The 16,408-nt window shown below is 70.9% G+C and carries 13 protein-coding genes; 5 read left to right on the top strand and 8 right to left on the bottom strand.

The annotated features are described in order from the left end of the window. Nucleotide 1: 1 nt before the first annotated feature. From MQH31_RS18640 to MQH31_RS18620, 5 genes are all read right to left on the bottom strand, one after another. Nucleotides 2-847, bottom strand: coding sequence for an SDR family oxidoreductase (locus tag MQH31_RS18640; protein ID WP_243013308.1), 846 nt, complete (start codon nt 845-847; stop codon nt 2-4). Continuing rightward, the gene (locus MQH31_RS18635; protein ID WP_243013307.1) at nt 847-1,272 is read right to left on the bottom strand and encodes a pyridoxamine 5'-phosphate oxidase family protein; all 426 of its coding nucleotides are present in this window, start codon (nt 1,270-1,272) and stop codon (nt 847-849) included. The genes MQH31_RS18640 and MQH31_RS18635 overlap by 1 nt, the downstream gene beginning before the upstream one ends. A 159-nt stretch (nt 1,273-1,431) precedes the next feature. Next, entirely contained in the window at nt 1,432-1,701 is a 270-nt protein-coding gene (locus MQH31_RS18630; RefSeq protein WP_243013306.1) for a protealysin inhibitor emfourin, read from the bottom strand. Next, the gene (locus tag MQH31_RS18625) at nt 1,698-2,798 is read right to left on the bottom strand and encodes a M4 family metallopeptidase (protein WP_243013305.1); all 1,101 of its coding nucleotides are present in this window, start codon (nt 2,796-2,798) and stop codon (nt 1,698-1,700) included. The genes MQH31_RS18630 and MQH31_RS18625 overlap by 4 nt, the downstream gene beginning before the upstream one ends. Nucleotides 2,799-2,866: 68 nt before the next feature. After that, the gene (locus tag MQH31_RS18620; RefSeq protein ID WP_243013304.1) at nt 2,867-3,868 is read right to left on the bottom strand and encodes a hypothetical protein; all 1,002 of its coding nucleotides are present in this window, start codon (nt 3,866-3,868) and stop codon (nt 2,867-2,869) included. 212 nt (nt 3,869-4,080) lie between these two features. On the opposite strand from MQH31_RS18620, the gene MQH31_RS18615 reads away from it, so the two are divergent. Beyond that, nucleotides 4,081-4,974, top strand: a complete 894-nt coding sequence (locus tag MQH31_RS18615) for an LLM class flavin-dependent oxidoreductase (RefSeq protein ID WP_243013303.1) — start codon at nt 4,081-4,083, stop codon at nt 4,972-4,974. A gap of 116 nt (nt 4,975-5,090) precedes the next feature. Here MQH31_RS18615 and MQH31_RS18610 read toward each other — a convergent pair whose 3' ends face one another. From MQH31_RS18610 to nirB, 3 genes are read right to left on the bottom strand one after another with little or no spacing between them, the layout of a single operon-like run. Then, nucleotides 5,091-6,269 (bottom strand): uroporphyrinogen-III synthase, encoded by a 1,179-nt coding sequence (locus MQH31_RS18610; protein WP_243013302.1) that lies wholly within the window; start codon nt 6,267-6,269, stop codon nt 5,091-5,093. A gap of 47 nt (nt 6,270-6,316) precedes the next feature. Next, complete coding sequence (gene cobA / locus MQH31_RS18605; protein ID WP_243013301.1) at nt 6,317-7,414, bottom strand: uroporphyrinogen-III C-methyltransferase; 1,098 nt, start codon at nt 7,412-7,414, stop codon at nt 6,317-6,319. A gap of 3 nt (nt 7,415-7,417) precedes the next feature. After that, nucleotides 7,418-10,111: a nitrite reductase large subunit NirB gene (nirB, locus tag MQH31_RS18600; protein WP_243013300.1), complete on the bottom strand. Its 2,694-nt coding sequence runs from the start codon at nt 10,109-10,111 to the stop codon at nt 7,418-7,420. Nucleotides 10,112-10,336: 225 nt separating this feature from the next. On the opposite strand from nirB, the gene nirD reads away from it, so the two are divergent. The 4 genes from nirD to MQH31_RS18580 all read left to right on the top strand — a co-directional run bounded on the left by nirD (nt 10,337) and on the right by MQH31_RS18580 (nt 16,183). Continuing rightward, nucleotides 10,337-10,687, top strand: a complete 351-nt coding sequence (nirD, locus tag MQH31_RS18595) for a nitrite reductase small subunit NirD (protein ID WP_134534982.1) — start codon at nt 10,337-10,339, stop codon at nt 10,685-10,687. A gap of 58 nt (nt 10,688-10,745) precedes the next feature. Then, nucleotides 10,746-12,143, top strand: a complete 1,398-nt coding sequence (locus MQH31_RS18590) for an MFS transporter (protein ID WP_243013299.1) — start codon at nt 10,746-10,748, stop codon at nt 12,141-12,143. Nucleotides 12,144-12,258: 115 nt separating this feature from the next. After that, nucleotides 12,259-14,391: a molybdopterin oxidoreductase family protein gene (locus MQH31_RS18585; RefSeq protein ID WP_243013364.1), complete on the top strand. Its 2,133-nt coding sequence runs from the start codon at nt 12,259-12,261 to the stop codon at nt 14,389-14,391. Continuing rightward, nucleotides 14,384-16,183, top strand: coding sequence for an NAD(P)/FAD-dependent oxidoreductase (locus MQH31_RS18580; protein ID WP_243013298.1), 1,800 nt, complete (start codon nt 14,384-14,386; stop codon nt 16,181-16,183). The genes MQH31_RS18585 and MQH31_RS18580 overlap by 8 nt, the downstream gene beginning before the upstream one ends. Nucleotides 16,184-16,408: the final 225 nt, after the last annotated feature.

Raw genomic sequence — 16,408 nt, 5'->3', positions numbered from 1 at the left:
GCTAGTCGAGCCAGCCGGCGGTCATCCGCTGCACGGCGGAGCCGTCGGCATCGGCGAGCTTGACGCCGACGAACGCGCGCGCCGCGTCGGAGGTCTGCACCCGGAACGGCGGCCGCTCGCCGTCGAGCAGTGCCGCGACGGAGGCCCCGGCGCTCTCCGCCGATTGCGCGGCGCTGAACGACTGTGCGGCCCTGGCGAGGTACCCCGCGAGGGCGGATGCGTATGGATCGTTCGGCGGACTGGCGCGCGGGTCGAGGCCGACGTTGTCGATGAAGGACGACGCGACCGCGCCGGGTTCGACGACCGTGACCGCGACCCCTGCGGTCGCTGCGACGGGGGCGAGACTCTCCATGAAGCCCTCGACCGCGAACTTCGCGGCGCAGTACGCCTCGTTGAAGGGCTGGCCGACGACGCCGCCCACGCTCGTGACGGTGATCAGCCGGCCGCGGCTCTGTCTCAGGTGCGGGAGCGCCGCCCGGGTGACGCTTACGACACCGAAGAAGTTGACCTCCATGACCGCCCGCACGACGTCGAGGCCCTCGTTCTCGATCGTGCCGACGTGTCCGGCGCCTGCGTTGTTCACCACGGCGTCGATCCGGCCGTACCGGTCGAGCATGTGCGCGATGACCTCGGTGATCGACCCGGGTTCCGTCACGTCGAGGCGGCGGATGTCGAGGGTGACGCCGGCGGTTGCGCTCGCGTCGCGCAGGGCGCGCGCTCCCTCGAGGGTGCGCATGGTCGCGACGACCGTGTGCCCGGAGCGGGCGGTCGCAACCGCGGCCTGCAGCCCGATCCCCGAGGAGGTTCCGGTGATCAGGACGGTGCCGGGAACGGCCGTACCGCTCATCAGTACCGTTCGGGCTCTGGCCCGAGCGTGAACCGACGACCGCTGACCGTCTCCGGGACGATCTCCACGTAGATGTACTTGAGGGTCGGCACGAGAGGGCGCAGGGGCAGCTGGTCTGCGGCATCGATGTCGGCCTGGTGCTCGAGCACCCGCGCCCTGCCCCTGGCGACGACGCTCCAGGCCTCGTCGCGTCCGATGCCGTCCGTCTCGAAGGCGACCTTGTTGTTCACGGTGAGTTCGAGGAGCTTGGTGCCCTCCGCGGTGCGGAAGACCAGGCGCCGGTCGGCCGCCACGAAGTTGACCGGGTAGATGTCCGGCTCGCCCGCGATGCTGAGGGCGAGGCGACCGAAGCTCGAGGAGATCAGGAGGTCCCAGCATTCCTCTTCGTCGAGGACATGCACCGGATACAGGTCGTTGGTTTCCATGGTTCATATTCCCACGCAACCGGGTACTCCGCCACCACCCTGCGCGGTCACGGCGAACTCAGGGCAGACCCGAATGTCCGGTGGCGCCGCACGGCCCGGCGACCAGGGGACGCGCACCCCGAGCGCACCCCGAGCGCGGCGGTGGCGGTCGTCGGGGCGTCAGTCGTGGTCGTGTGCGGTGCGCACCCGGTCGACGAGCTGCCGCCAGGGGCCGGACAGGTCCGGTTCCGTGAGCACGACCTCGTGCGGGGCGCACCGGATGCGGTACACGTAGCGGTCCGGTTCCGGCGCCCTCTCGACGACGTCGTCCCAGGGCAGGGACGCGAGGAAATCGGCCCACGCCGTCGGGTCGGCCTGATCATCGACCTGGACCTCCCAGGTGACCCGCACTCCGGCGATGCCACCGCTTCGCGAAACGATGACCTTCATGCCCGCGATGTTACTCCGCCGAGTCCTTTCCCGAGCCCGACGCCACTCCAACCGGCGACGACGGCGGCGTGCTCACGGGAGCCGGGGCCGAACCGCCTGGTCGCCGCCGTGACGGTCGCGCGCGCGAACCCGGCGAAGTCGACGCGGGGCCGCAGCGTTCCGCTCGTGAGGGTATCGAACCAGATCTGGCCGGCGCTCTCCCAGGCGTTGCCGCCCAGCTCGGCGGCCACGAGGTAGAACGCCCGGTTCGGGATGCCCGAGTTAAGGTGCACGCCGCCGTTGTCGTCTTCTCCGTCGACGTAGCCGGCCATGTCCGACGGCTGCGGGTCCATGCCGAGCACGTCGTCGTTGTATGCCGTTCCCGGGGCCTTGAGCGAGCGCAGCGCAGCGCCCTGGACCTGGTCGGTGAAGAGCCCCGCACCGATCAGCCAACTCGCCTCGGCGACGGACTGCCCGAGGGCGAACTGCTCGACGAGTGCGCCGAACACGTCGGACACTGATTCGTTGAGCGCCCCCGACTGCCCTTCGTAGGCCAGGTTGGCGCTGAACTGGGTGACCCCGTGGGTGAGCTCGTGGCCGATCACCGTCAGGGACGCGGTGAACCGGGTGAACACCTGCCCGTCGCCGTCGCCGAAGACCATCCGCTCGCCGTCCCAGAAGGCGTTGTCGTAGTCGCGGCCGTAGTGCACGCTCGCCTCCATGGGCATCCCGTGGCCGTCGATGGAGTCGTGACCGAACCGGGTCCAGAACAGGGCGTGGGTGTGGCCGAGGCCGTCCCAGGCCTCGTTCACCGTGACGTCGCCGACGGGGACCTGGAGCTTCGACCGCACCAGGCGGCCGGGCAGGCGTTCGAGGCCACCGGCATCCGAAACGGCCCGGTCGAGCTCACCGGGAGTGGCGTTCGTACCGCGGGCCGTCGGGCGCGCGGCCGGCGGATGCGCCGCGCTGCGTCGCTCGCGCAGCGGCGCGTCCCGCAGTAGCGAATGCCGTGCCGCCTCGGCCGCACCCGCGTAGCGCGGGTCGTCGAGCCGGGCGAGTCGCACCAGGAGATACGGCGGAACGATGGCGCATCGGGTCACGTACTCTCGGCTGCTCATGGCTCGAGTGTGTCACTGCGCGCCGACAAACGCACGGCCCTGCGATGGATCGTCCGGGGTGACGGGACTCAGCGGGTCTCGGTCAGGCGGAGAATCCAGGCGCGGGTGCGGCGCCGGGTCGCGAACCCGACGAGGAGCAGCCCGGAGGTAACGAGCGCGATCCCGGTGTTCAGGACCGGTTCGACGTCGACTCCGGTGTGCGCGAGCCGGGAGAAGTCGACGGGCGGCAGCACGCCGGCCCGAGCGGCTGACGTGATGGTCACGGGGTTCGGTGAGGTCGTCCCGGTGGAGGGGGTGCCGGAGTCGACCGGGGGAGTGGCAGCGGAGACTGCAGGGGTCGTTCCTGTCGTGGACAGGGCGGGAGCGGACGGGGCCGGAACGGAGGCAGCGGGGGTCGACGGGGTGGCGGCCACTACCCGGGTGAGCAGGGAGGTCGTGCAGCGGACGGTCGAACCGCCGCCGTTGCTCGAGGCGTTGCACTGGTTGACCGTCACGGGGAGCTGCGCCGTGGTCGTCGATGCCGTGTCGACGCGGCAATAGACATCGCCGCCGCCGCCGTTGCCCGAACCGTTGCACTGTGTCACCGCTGCGCCGCTCGTGTTGCTCACGGGCGCACAGTCGAGGGTCGTCGATACGCCGGAGCCGACGCACTGGTTGACGGTCGCGGGCTTCGGCGTGGTGGATCCGGTCAGGGTGTTGACCACGCTGACGGAGCACAGGGTGTTGCCGCCGCCGACGTTGATCGAACCGTTGCACTGGGAGACGGTCGTGACGAGCGTCGTGGCCGCGACGACGGTGGGGGCGCCGCAGTCGACGAGGGTGTTGGCCGCGTGGACGCAGACGATCGTGCTGACGGTCGAGCTCGTCGCGCCGGTCGCGAGGTTGAGGTGGTTCTCGACGACGACGGAGCATTCGACCGCACCGGTGCCGCCGCCGATCCCGGCAACGCCGTTGCACTGGGTGACGCTGCTGCCGAGCGGAGCGGCCGAGGCTGCGGGAACGGGAAGGACCGCCACGGTGACGGCGGCGAGGACGAGCGCTGCCGCGAGAAGCAGACATCGACGGAGCACGGTGGGAACGAATGAACGAAAAGCCTGATGACTGGAAATGGGAGGCCCCCTTATGGGGTACAGTCTATCAATCTGCTATTAATATACCTAAAGAACTCTTCATATTGCACTGCTGGACTCAGATCGAGCGTGCATTAAGCATGTCTGCGCGACGCCCGGGCCGGCGGTCGCGAGTGCAGGGGGCTGCGGAGGCGCGGTCGTAAACTCACAGCATGCGCTATGGAATCGTCATCCTGCCCCAGGACCCCTGGCCGGAAGCCGCCCGCAAGTGGCGGGGAGCCGAACGGCTCGGCTTCGACCACGGTTGGACCTACGACCACCTGTCCTGGCGCAGCCTCGCCGACGAACCGTGGCACGCCACGATTCCCACCCTCACGGCGGCCGCGCTCGTGACCCGCGAGCTGCGACTCGGCACCTTCGTCTCGAATCCGAACTTCCGGCATCCGGTGCCCTTCGCCAAGGAACTCGCGACACTCGATGAGCTGTCGGGCGGGCGGTTCCTGCTCGGTGTCGGGTCGGGCGGCACCGGTTTCGACGCGACCGTGCTCGGGCAGCGCGCATACACCGGGCCGGAACGGCACGCGCGGTTCACCGAATTCGTCACCCTGCTCGACCTGCTGCTGCGCGGGGAAGCGGAGGGCAGCACGGCCGGGATCGACTTCAGCGGCGACTGGTTCACGGCCGTCGGTGCGCGCATGGTCGGCGCGCCCGTGCAGGCGCCGCGGCTGCCCTTCGTGATCGCGGCGAACGGGCCGAAGGGGCTTCGCCTCGCTGCGACCCACGGAGAAGGCTGGGTGACGACGGGACCGGACGGCGCGACCGGCGACGCCTGGTGGGCCGCGGTCGCCACCCTGGCCGGGCGCCTCGACGATGCCGCGCACGCGCTCGGTCGCGAGCCGGCCTCGATCGACAGGTACCTCAACCTGGACAGCGGTGGCAGCTACTCCCTGCAGAGCGTCGGAGCGTTCGATGACGCCGTCGGCCGGGCCGCGGAACTCGGCTTCACCGACGTGATCAGCCATTGGCCGCGCCGCTCCGGCATTTACGCCGGTTCAGAAGACGTGCTCGAGGCCGTCGCTGCCGCGCGGATGCCGCCCCGCGCCTAGCCGCACGTCCGTCCGTCCCGTTCCGAATTCAGGAGTCGCACCGCTTTCGGCGCCGTTCCGGCCTAATTCAAGCCCGGAACATGCTCAACTCCTGAATTCGGAACGCGGGTGGCGGGTCAGACGTCGATCCGGTAGCCGCGCTTGATCACCGTCGCGACGAGGCCCGGTTCGGGGAGCGCCTGGCGCAGCCTGCTGATCGCGACGTCGACCGCGTGGTCGTCCTGCATCTCCGGCAGCGTCGCGGTCAGGCTCGCCCGGGAGGTGACCGTGCCCCCCGCAGCGAGCAGTACCCGCAGCAGCGTCAGTGAGCTCGGCGGCAGGGTGGTTCGGGCGCCGGCGACGGAGAACAGCCGGCCGCGGAGCTCGACGGGCCCGAACCGGGTGTCGAGGCGCAGCACCCGCTGTTGCTCGAGGTGGTCGCAGACGAGCTTGATCAGTGCGCCCATCCGGAACCGCTCAGGCACGATCGGTGCGAGTCCTGCGGCGATCAGGGGCCCGGCCGTGACCGGGCCGACGGCCGCGGCGACGACGGTCTCGCTGAAGGCGTCCTGCAATTCGTCGAGCCGGCCGATCGAGTCGGCGACCCCGAACAGCGCCATCACCGCCGGGGCGCTCGTGAAGGTGACGGCATCGACGCCGCCCGCGCAGATCAGGTCGACGAGGCGGAGCACGCGTGCGGAGTCCTCCGGCAGCAGCCAGCGATAGGGCGCGACGGTCAGCACCGTCGCGCCGGCCGCGACGAGGCGTTCGAGCTGGGGCTGGTCGGTGAAGCCGTGCAGTTGCACCGCGATCGTCTTGCCGGCCGCGCCGTCCCGCAGCACGTAGTCGACGAGGGACTTGGTGGTTTCCTCGTCGCTCATCCCGTCGTCGTCGAGGCCGGCCGCCCGGACGGCGCCGCGCGCCTTCGGACCGCGCACGAGGATGCTGGAGTGCTCGAGGGTCTCGGTGAGCTCGTGGCCGATACCCGCGGCATCCGCTGCTTCGAACCAGCGCCGGATGCCGTACGAGGTCGTCGCGAGGAGGACGTCGGGCCGGCCGGCGATGATCGCCTCGGTGTCGCTCGTGATCCGGGCGTCGTCGGCGGCCGCCGCGATCCGGATGGCGGGCGCGTGGACGACCTCGGCTCCCCGGCGCTCGAACGCGGCGATGAGGTCCTCCGAGCGCCGATCGCTCGTGACGGCGATGCGGAATCCCTCGAGCTGGTCAGCGCGGAACCCGGGCTGGCTGGCTTCGGCGCTCGTGTCGTTGACGGTGTCTCCGGCTCGTCGGGTGGTGTCGGTGGGCTGTGGCGACACGGACCGGCGTGCGGGGCGGATGTCCCCGGTCGGTGTCGGGCGTTCAGTCAGTGCTCGGCGTTGCTCGCGATGGCCTGCAACAGTTCATCACTGGCGGCGTCGTCGTGCTCGGACAATCGTACGACCTCGCCGATCACGAGGACGGCGGGGGAGCGGGCGCCGAGCTTCGCGGCGAGCGGGGTGATCGTGTCGAGCCGGGCCTTCGTGGTGCGCTGGCGTGCGGAGAAGCCCTGCTCGACGATCGCGACGGGCATGTCGGTGCGCATCCCGTGGCGGGCGAGCCCGGCGGTGAGGTGTGGCAGCGTTCCGATGCCCATCAGGACCACGATCGTGCCGCCGAGCCCGGCGAGGTGCGCGAGTTCGTTCTCGCTCAGCGGCGCGTGGCCGGAGAGCACGGTGAAGACCCGGCTGAGGTCCCGGTGGGTGACCGGGATGCCCGCTGCGGCCGGCACCGAGATCGCGCTCGTCACTCCGGAGATGACCGTGACCGGAACCCCGGCCTCGCGGCACGCGACCACTTCCTCGCCGCCGCGCCCGAACACGAACGGGTCGCCGCCCTTGAGCCGGACGACGGTGAGGCCGGCGAGGGCGCTGTCGACGAGCATCCGCTCGATCTCGGCCTGCGGGGTGGCGTGGTGCCCCGGTGTCTTGCCGACGTCGACGTGCTCGGCGCCGGGGCACCACTCGTCGAGCCGGTCGTGCGGGCTGAGCTTGTCGTAGAAGACGATGTCGGCGTCGCGGAGGGCCTGGACGGCGGCCATCGTGAGCAGGCCGTCGTCGCCGGGGCCACCGCCGACGAGCGTCACCCGTCCGAGCGGGGCAACGGATGCCGCTGGTTCGCGACTCAGCCAGACCCGCTGCGAGGCGCAGGCATCGACGATGATGCGCTCGGTGGCCGCGGACACTTCGACGAGCACGACGAGGTCGACCGCGGAGACGAGGTCGCGCCAGCCGTGCGGGAAATGCGGGTATTCGACGGGGCGCACCTGCGGGTGCGGTCTCTCCGGCGGATGCCCGTCGACGGGAACAGAGGCCAGGTAGACGATCGCCTCAGCGGCCAGGAACCGGGCGAGTACCCGTCTGGCCGCGAGGGCACCTCCGAAGACGAGCACCCGGCGGCCGGCCAGGTCGAGGCTGATGTCCATGGTTCACACTCCCTGTCGCAGTTCGATGGTGCGTTCGCTGGTGGTGGTGGTGGTGGTCGCGCCGGAGTTCGCGGTCGCGTCGCGGGGTCTGACCGGGATGCTCAGGCCGGAGACCAGCACGGCCTCCCGCTCCGCCGGGCGCGCCGGGCGGGGCTGATCGCGTTCGATGACCTGCAGGAGAGCGGGGTCCGCGGTGCCGGGGGCGTTGACGAAGGACCGGAACCGACGCAGGCGCTCCGGATCCTTGAGGGTGGCGGCCCATTCGTCCTCGTAGTTGCCGACGTGGACGAGCATCGCGGCCTCGAGTTCGTCGGCGATGCCGAGAGAGTCGTTGCAGACGACGTCGCGCACGTGGTCGAGCCCGCCCTCGAGGTCTTCCTGCCAGCGTGCGGTGCGCTGCAGGCGGTCGCCGGTGCGGATGTAGTACATCAGGTAGCGGTCGATGTAGCGGATCAGGGTCTCGTCGTCGAGGTCCTGGGCGAGGAGCTGGGCGTGGGCGGGCTGGAAGCCGCCGTTGCCGCCGACGTAGAGGTTCCAGCCCTGGTCGGTTGCGATGATGCCGACGTCCTTGCTGCGCGCCTCCGCGCACTCGCGGGCGCACCCGGAGACACCGAGCTTGAACTTGTGCGGTGCGCGGAGCCCCCGGTAGCGCAGTTCGAGGTTGATCGCCATCGCGACGGAGTCCTGCACGCCGAAGCGGCACCAGGTCGACCCGACGCAGCTCTTCACCGTGCGGAGGGACTTTCCATAGGCCTGGCCGGACTCGAACCCGGCCTCGACGAGGATCTTCCAGATGTCGGGAAGCTGTTCGAGACGGGCGCCGAACAGGTCGATGCGCTGGCCGCCGGTGATCTTCGTATAGAGGTTGAAGTCGGCGGCGACTTCGGCGATGACCTTGAGCTTGGCCGGCGTGATCTCGCCCCCCGGGATCCGGGGCACGACCGAGTACGTGCCGTCCTTCTGCATGTTGGCGAGGGCGCGGTCGTTGGTGTCCTGCAGGGCGCCGCGGCCGCCGTCGAGGATGTAGCCCGAGGTCTGCGTCGCGAGGATCGAGGCGATCACGGGCTTGCAGATGTCGCAGCCGAGTCCACTGCCGAACCGGCCCATGATCTCGTCGAAGTCGGTCAGCTGCAGGATGCGGACGGATTCGAAGAGTTCGCTCCGGCTGAGCGCGATGTGCTCGCAGAGGGCGTGGGAAACGGTGACGCCCGCCCTCGTCAGTTCGGTTTCGAGGATCTTCTTGACCAGGGGCACACAGGAACCGCACTGGGTGCCGGCCCGCGTGCACGCCTTGAGCGGGCCGAGTTCCGTGCACGCCTCCGTGTGCTCATCGCCGCGGATGGCGGCGCGCACGGCGCCGACCGACACGTTGTTGCAGGAGCAGAGTTGCACGTCATCCGGCAGGTCACTGCTTGCCGGCGGTTCGGCGCCGGCCGCGGAGAGGTAGGCGCTCGGCTCGGCGCCGAGCTCGCGACCGAGCAGGGGCCGCAGCGCCGTGTACGGCGAGGCGTCGCCGACGAAGATGCCGCCGAGGAGGGTCTTCGCATCGTTCGTCACGACGATCTTCTGGTACAAACCCCTGGCCGGGTCCGCATAGACGACTTCGAGGGAGTGCTCTGTGGCCCCGAGGGCGTCGCCGAAGCTCGCGACCTCGACCCCGGAGAGCTTGAGCTTGGTGGCGTCGTCGACGCCGGGGAAGACGGCGGCGCCGCCGTGCAGCCGATCGGCGACGACCTCGGCCATCGCGTTCGCGGGGGCGACGAGACCGACACAGCTGCCGTTCACGCTCGCGACCTCGCCGATGGCCCAGATGCCGGGGATCGACGTGCCGCAGGCATCCGTGATCTCGATGCCGCCGCGCGGGCCGAGGTCGAGGCCGACCGCGCGGGCGAGTTCATCGCGCGGGGTGATGCCGATCGAGAAGACGACGAGGTCGGCGTGCAGCTGGGTGCCGTCGGTGAGCGTGACGCCGAGCACACGGCCGGTCGGGGAAGTGAGCACCTCGGTGGGACGGTTGCCGAGGGCGAGACTGATGCCCTGGGCCTGGATCAGCCGGCCGAGCGCCTGCCCGGCCCCCTCGTCGAGCTGCGCGCTCATCAGCCAGCGGCCGGAGTGCACGATCGTGGCCGAGCCTCCGAGACGCTGCAGGCCCCCGGCGGCCTCGAGGCCGAGGAGTCCGCCGCCGACGACCACGACGTTCGCCGGCCGGCCGAGCCGCTCGCGGAGACGGGCGACTTCGGCGACGAGGAAGTCGACGTCCTCGATGGTGCGGTAGACGTGGCCTGCTTCGGCACCGGGGATGGGAGGGACGGTGGCGGACGATCCCGTCGCGAAGACGAGCTCGTCGTAGGAGAGGGTCTCGCCGTCGGCGAGGGTGACGGTGCGGCCGGCCGGGTCGATGCTGTCCACCCGGCTGCCGCCGCGGTAAGCGATGCCGGGGGCCTCCCAGAGCGCCCGGTCGCCGAGGGTGAGGTCCTCGGAGTCGACGAGACGGCGGGAGAGGGCGACCCGGTCGTACGGCAGGTGGCGCTCGTCGCCGAGGACGAGGAGCTCGCTGTCCTCACCGGGCTTCGACCTCGCCTGCATGGCCTCGGCGAACCGGTGCGCGGCGGGGCCGCCGCCGATGACGACGATGCGTCGGGGGACGCCGGAAGGCCGGGTGGCTGCCCCAGCGGCGTCGAACGTGACGTTGTCCATGGCGGAGCCTTCCGTAGGTGGTGCTGCCAGCCTAAAAGGGCCGCGTTTCCCCTCGGTTGCGCCCATGTAACAAGGTGTGACCGGGACCTCACCGGCCCGCCGGGGAAGGGTGAGGACTTCTTTACGCATTCGACGCGCCCGGCGCGGACCCGCGAAACGTGGCCGATTTAGCGTGAGGGAATCGCCCACCCGGCGTGGCAGACCTCACAGAAAGCGGGATCACTCGTGAACCACCCCGGTACCTGGATCCGCGTTTGTTCCCTCGATGAACTCGAGCCGCTCTGGGGCGAAGCCGCCCTGATCGGCGATGAGCAGCTCGCCATCCTGCTGCTTCCGGACGGCGGTCTGTACGCCGTCGACAACCGCGACCCCGCAACCGGGTCATTCGTGATGAGCCGCGGCATCGTCGGATCGCGCGGTGACCGGTTCACCATCGCCTCCCCCCTGCATAAGCAGGTCTACGACCTCGAGACCGGCGAATGCTTCACCTCCGCCGAGTACTCGCTGCGCACCTACCCGGTCAGGGTCGAAGACGGCGAGGTGCACGTGCACCTGCCCCTGCCCGAAGCCGCCTGACCTTCCCACCGTCCTTCCCCTGCACTTCCCCCCGCACACCCATCCCGAGGAGAACACCATGACTGCAGTCGATACCCCCACAACCGGCCTCCGCACCGGCCCGAGCCTGGTCCACCGCCCCGGCCGGTGGATCGACAACTGGAACGCCGAAGACACCGAACAGTGGAACGACGGCGGCAAAGCCATCGCCTCCCGCAACCTCAAGTGGTCGATCTTCGCCGAATTCCTCGGCTTCGTGATCTGGCAACTCTGGAGCATCGTCGTCGTGCAGCTGCCCAAGGCCGGCTTCACCTTCGACACCGGTCAGATCTTCTGGCTCATCTCGATGCCGAGCCTCGTCGGCGCGACGCTGCGCTTCCCGTACACGTTCATGGTCGCCCGCTTCGGCGGCCGCAACTGGACCATCATCTCGGCCGGGCTGCTGCTGATCCCGTCGATCGCCCTCGGCTTCTGCGTCGGCAACCCGGCCACCCCGTTCCCGGTGATGCTCGTCGTCGCGGGCCTTGCCGGCCTCGGCGGCGGCAACTTCGCGAGCTCGATGTCCAACATCACCTACTTCTACCCGCAGAAGCAGAAGGGCTGGGCCCTCGGGCTCAACGCTGCCGGCGGAAACCTCGGTGCCGCCGTCGCCCAGCTCGTCGTCCCGATCGTGATCACGATCGGCGCCGCCGGAACCCTGAACCTCTCGCTCGCGGGCTGGTTCTGGGTGCCGTTCATCCTCGTCGCGATGTGGGGCGCCTGGAAGTACATGGACAACCTCTCGAGCGCCAGGGCCGACTTCGCCGGCTCGCTCGCGGCCCTCCGCGAGCCGCACCTCTGGATCCTCGCGCTGCTCTACATCGGCACCTTCGGTTCCTTCATCGGCTTCGCGAGCGTCTTCCCGAAGCTCATCGCCGACCAGTTCCCGGAGTACTCCACCTTCCACATCATGGCCGCGTCGATCTCCCTCGCCTTCCTCGGCGCACTCGTCGGCTCCCTCGCCCGCCCGGCCGGCGGCAGGCTCGCCGACCGTTTCGGCGGCGCCCGCGTCACCGTCGCGGCCTTCGGCGTGATGGCCCTCGGCGCGCTGCTCGTGATCGCGGTGCTCTCGCTCGGCAACTTCTGGCTGTTCCTCGCGAGCTTCCTGCTCATCTTCGTCGCGACGGGCATCGGGAACGGCTCGACCTACCGGATGATCCCGAGCGTCTTCGCCGCCCGCAGCGGCGTGAGCGACGCCCACACGAATTCCGGTGACGTCAGCACCCAGCGCAAGACCGCGGCCGCGCTCGGCCTCATCTCCGCGATCGGCGCATACGGCGGGTTCATCATTCCGCAGGTGCTCGGAAATTCCAAGGTCGCGACCGGCAGCTATACCGCCGCGATCTACGCCTTCATCGGCGCCTACGTCGTGATGATGATCGTCACCGCGTTCTGCTACCTCCGCCGCGGCTCGTCCGTGGCCGGGCAGCGCATCTAGCCGGCATCCGCCCAGCACCCACCCACCAGGAGGAGTCCCCGTGACCGCACCCCGCGCATCCGTCGCCCGCCCGAGCGTCGACACGCACTGCCCGTACTGTGCGCTGCAGTGCGCGATGACGCTGACGGGCACGGAGGCCGCGGGCATGGGCGCCGCGGGCACGGATGCTGCGGCTCGCCCGCGCGTGACCGTGGCCGGCCGGGCATTCCCCACCAACCGGGGCGGCCTGTGCAAGAAGGGCTGGACGGCCGCCGAACTGCTCGTGTCGCCGGAGCGGATCCTGACGCCGATGCTCCGGCAGCCGGACGGGAGCTTCGAACCGGCGAGCTGGGACGAGGCGCTCGACCTCGTGGCCGCCCGGCTCGCCGACACCCGCGCGCAGCACGGCGCGGACTCGGTCGGGGTCTTCGGCGGCGGTGGCCTGACCAACGAGAAGGCCTACCAGCTCGGCAAGTTCACCAGGGTCGCGCTCGGCTCCTCCCGGATCGACTACAACGGTCGGTTCTGCATGTCCTCGGCCGCAGCGGCGGGCAACCGCGCCTTCGGCCTCGACCGAGGACTGCCGTTCCCGGTCGAGGACCTCGACTCGGCGGACACGATCCTGATCCTCGGCTCCAACGTGGCCCAGACCATGCCGCCGTTCATCGGGCACCTCGAGGGCGCCCGCCGCGCCGGCGGCCTGATCGTCGTCGACCCGCGCCGCTCGGCGACCGCACGCCTCACCGAGGACGGCGGCGGCCTGCACGTGCAGCCGACGCCCGGCAGCGACCTCGTGCTCCTGCTCGGTCTCACGCACATCGTGATCGCGGAGGGCCTCATCGACACCGATTACCTGGCCCGGCGCACGACCGGCTTCGAAGCCCTCCGCCGCAGCGTTTCCCGGTGGTGGCCGGAACGGGTGCAACAACTCACCGGCGTCCCGGTGCCGCAGCTCCGCGGCCTCGCCCGCCGCCTCTCGGCCGGGACGGGCACCTATATCCTCACCGGCCGCGGAGTCGAGCAGCACGTCGACGGCACGGACACCGCGACCGCCGCGATCAACCTCGCCCTCGTACTCGGCCTCGTCGGCACCCGCCGCTCCGGCTACGGCACCCTCACCGGGCAGGGTAACGGCCAGGGAGGCCGCGAGCACGGCCAGAAGTGCGACCAGCTCCCCGGGTACCGCAAGATCACCGACCCGGCCGCGCGTGCCCACGTCGCCGGCGTCTGGGGCGTGTCCCCGGAGAGCCTGCCGGGGGCCGGCGTGCCCGCGATCGAGCTGCTCGACTCGCTCGGCGCGCCTGGCGGCATCCGCTGCCTGCTCGTGCACGGCTCGAACGTCGTCGTGTCCGCCCCGGACTCCAACCGGGTGCGCGCCGGCCTCGAGGCCCTCGACTTCCTCGTGGTCTGCGACTTCTTCTTCTCCGAGACCGCGCGCTTCGCCGACGTCGTGCTGCCGGTCACCCAGTGGGCAGAGGAGGAGGGCACGATGACCTCGCTCGAGGGCAGGGTCATCCGCCGCCGCACGGCGATCGGCGCGCCGGACGGGGTGCGCAGCGAACTCTGGATCTTCCAGCAACTCGCGCGCCGGCTCGGCTCCGCCGGCACGTTCAGCGCCGACCCGGCCGAGGTGTTCGACGAGCTCTGCCGCGCGAGCGCGGGCGGGCTCGCCGACTACTCCGGCCTGAGCTACGGGCTGCTCGACACGGGGGAGGCCGCGTACTGGCCGTACCCGGCCGGGTCGACCGGCACCCCTCGGCTCTTCCTCGACGGCTTCGCGCACGCAAACGGCCGCGCGCGCATCGTCGCCGTGCAGGCCAGGGTGACGGATGCGCCCGCCCAGCGGGATGGCACGGTCACCCTCATCACCGGCCGGCTTCTCGAGCACTACCAGTCGGGGGCCCAGACCCGCCGGGTGCCCGAGCTGCAGCAGGCCCAGCCGCAGGCCAGGCTCCAGGTGCACCCGGCGACCGCCGCCCGCCTGGGTCTCGTCGACGGTGGCGAGGTCGAGGTCGGCAATGCCCAGGGAGTCGTCAGCTGTGTCGCCGAGGTGACCGGCGACATCCGCCCGGACACCGTGTTCCTGCCGTTCCACTTCACCGGTGCCCAACGGGCGAACCTGCTCACCCTCGGGGTCACCGACCCCGTCTCCGGCATGCCGGAATTCAAGCGCACGACCGTGCGGGTGCGCGCGTTGACGCGGACGCCGGGGGCCGATCTTGCGGATGCCGTTTCCGCCAGGTCGACCCGAACGGATGCCCATGCCTGAGTCGATCGTCGCAGTGCCCGGCGCGGGCACGATCGGTGCTGTGCCCGCTGCCGCCGCACCGACCCGGATCGTCCTCGTCGGCTACGGCCCGGTCGGGGCCCGCCTCGTCGAGGAACTGCTCCCGGTCGTGCGTGCGGGCCTCGCCACCCTGACCGTTGTCGGCGCGGAGGCCGCGGACGCCTACAACCGGGTGCTCATTGCCGACTATGCCGTCGGCCGCTCCGACCGTGGCGCGCTCGACCTGACGGACACCGACGCGGCCAGGGCGGCGGGCGTCGACATCCGCACCGGAGAGATCGTCACCCGGATCAACCGGGTGCGACGCACGGTGACCCTCGGCGACGGCACCGACCTCGGCTACGACCGGATCGTGCTCGCGACCGGCGCCCGCGCCAACGTCCCGACCCTCGACGGGGTGACCCGGGTGCGCCGCTCCCTGATGTGCCCGCCGTCGGATGCGGCCTCGCTCGACACCGCGGATGCCCCGCTGCCCCGCGGGGTCACCGCTCTCCGTGACCTCGACGACGCGGAGACCGTGCTCGCGACCGTGCGCTCGGGAGGCCGGATCGTCGTGCTCGGCGCGGGGGTGCTCGGCATGGAGTTCGCGCTCGCCGCGGCCCAGGCCGGGAGCGATGTCTGCGTTGTCTACCACGCCGACATTCCGCTGAACCGCAATCTCGATCGCGGCGGCGGAACGGTGCTCGCCCGCAGCGCGCGCCGGGCCGGCGTCACCATGGTCAGCCACGCCAGGGCCGAGAGCATTCTCTTCACCGCAGACACCGACGGCCACGACCGCTTCGACGCGCTGATCTGCGCCGACGGCAAGCAGATCCCCGGAGACCTGCTCGTGCTCAGCTGCGGCATCGGCGCCCGCACCGAGCTCGCCGGCCTCGCCGGCCTGAGCGTGTCGACGGGCATCCTCGTCGACGAGTCCCTGCGGAGCTGGACCGACCCCGCCATCTTCGCGATCGGCGACTGCGCGCACGTCGCCCCCCGGCCGGCCCCCGGTGCCTCCCAGGCTGCACCCGCCGGAGGCCCCACCGGCCTGATCGGACCCGGCTGGCGCCAGGCCGACTGGCTCGCCGCCCGCTTCACCGCGGAAATCGAGCACGACGCCCGGGCCGGGGCCGTCACTTCTCCTGCGACTGCCGCTGCCGCCGATGTGGCTGCTCCCGCCGATTTCGAGCCGGCACTCGCTGTGCAGGCGCACGGCGTCGTCATGCTCAAGGCGGAGGGCATCGACGTCGTCACCGCCGGCGACACGAGCGCGGACCCCTGGGACTTCGACCCCGCCCATCCCGACGACGGGCACGGGGCTGCGGAGCCCGTCCACGGCAGGGACTGCGCGGGCGCACCGGTCCCTGCGCCGCCGCGCCTGGGCGTGTCGCAATGGGCGGACCCCGAGCACGGCCGGTACGTGAAGATGGTCACGCGCGGGGGCATCCTCACCGGCTTCATCTGCGTCGGGATGCCGCGCACCGGCGCCGAACTCACCCTCCTCTTCGAGCGCGGCAGCGAACTGCCCGCCGACCGTTCGCTGCTGCTGCGCTACGACGGCCCCGACGTAGACCCGGCGGGCGGCGGCGACGCCTTCGCCCCAGACGGGACGGTCTGCTGGTGCAACGGGGTCACGGTCGGTGCGATCACGGCGTCCGCGGAGGCCGGCAACACCGACGTCGCCTGCATCGGCTCGGCCACCCGCGCCGGAACCGGCTGCGGCGGCTGCAGAGGCCGCATCGGTGAGGTCCTCGAGCGTTTCGCCCGGACGAATTCGACGGAGATTTTAGGTTAAAAGCCGGAAGACCCGCCTCCCACGCATCGAAAACCCAAAATCTCCGTCGAATTGGTTCGGCCGGGGCGGTCACGAGACCTGAGGAATCTGTGGTTCGGCAGCATTTTCGCCGGCCGCGCCGCGGGGTGTGCTTAGCATGGGAGGCATGCGAGCGAAGCCGGAGCGAAAGACTCAGAACTCAGTCGGCACCTCAGCCTCAGCCTCAGGCGGGACCGCGGGCGAGAG

The organism is Cryobacterium zhongshanensis (genome assembly GCF_022760445.1).
GTDB classification, from domain to species: domain Bacteria; phylum Actinomycetota; class Actinomycetes; order Actinomycetales; family Microbacteriaceae; genus Cryobacterium; species Cryobacterium algoricola.
This window is presented reverse-complemented; position numbering and strand designations above follow the sequence as displayed.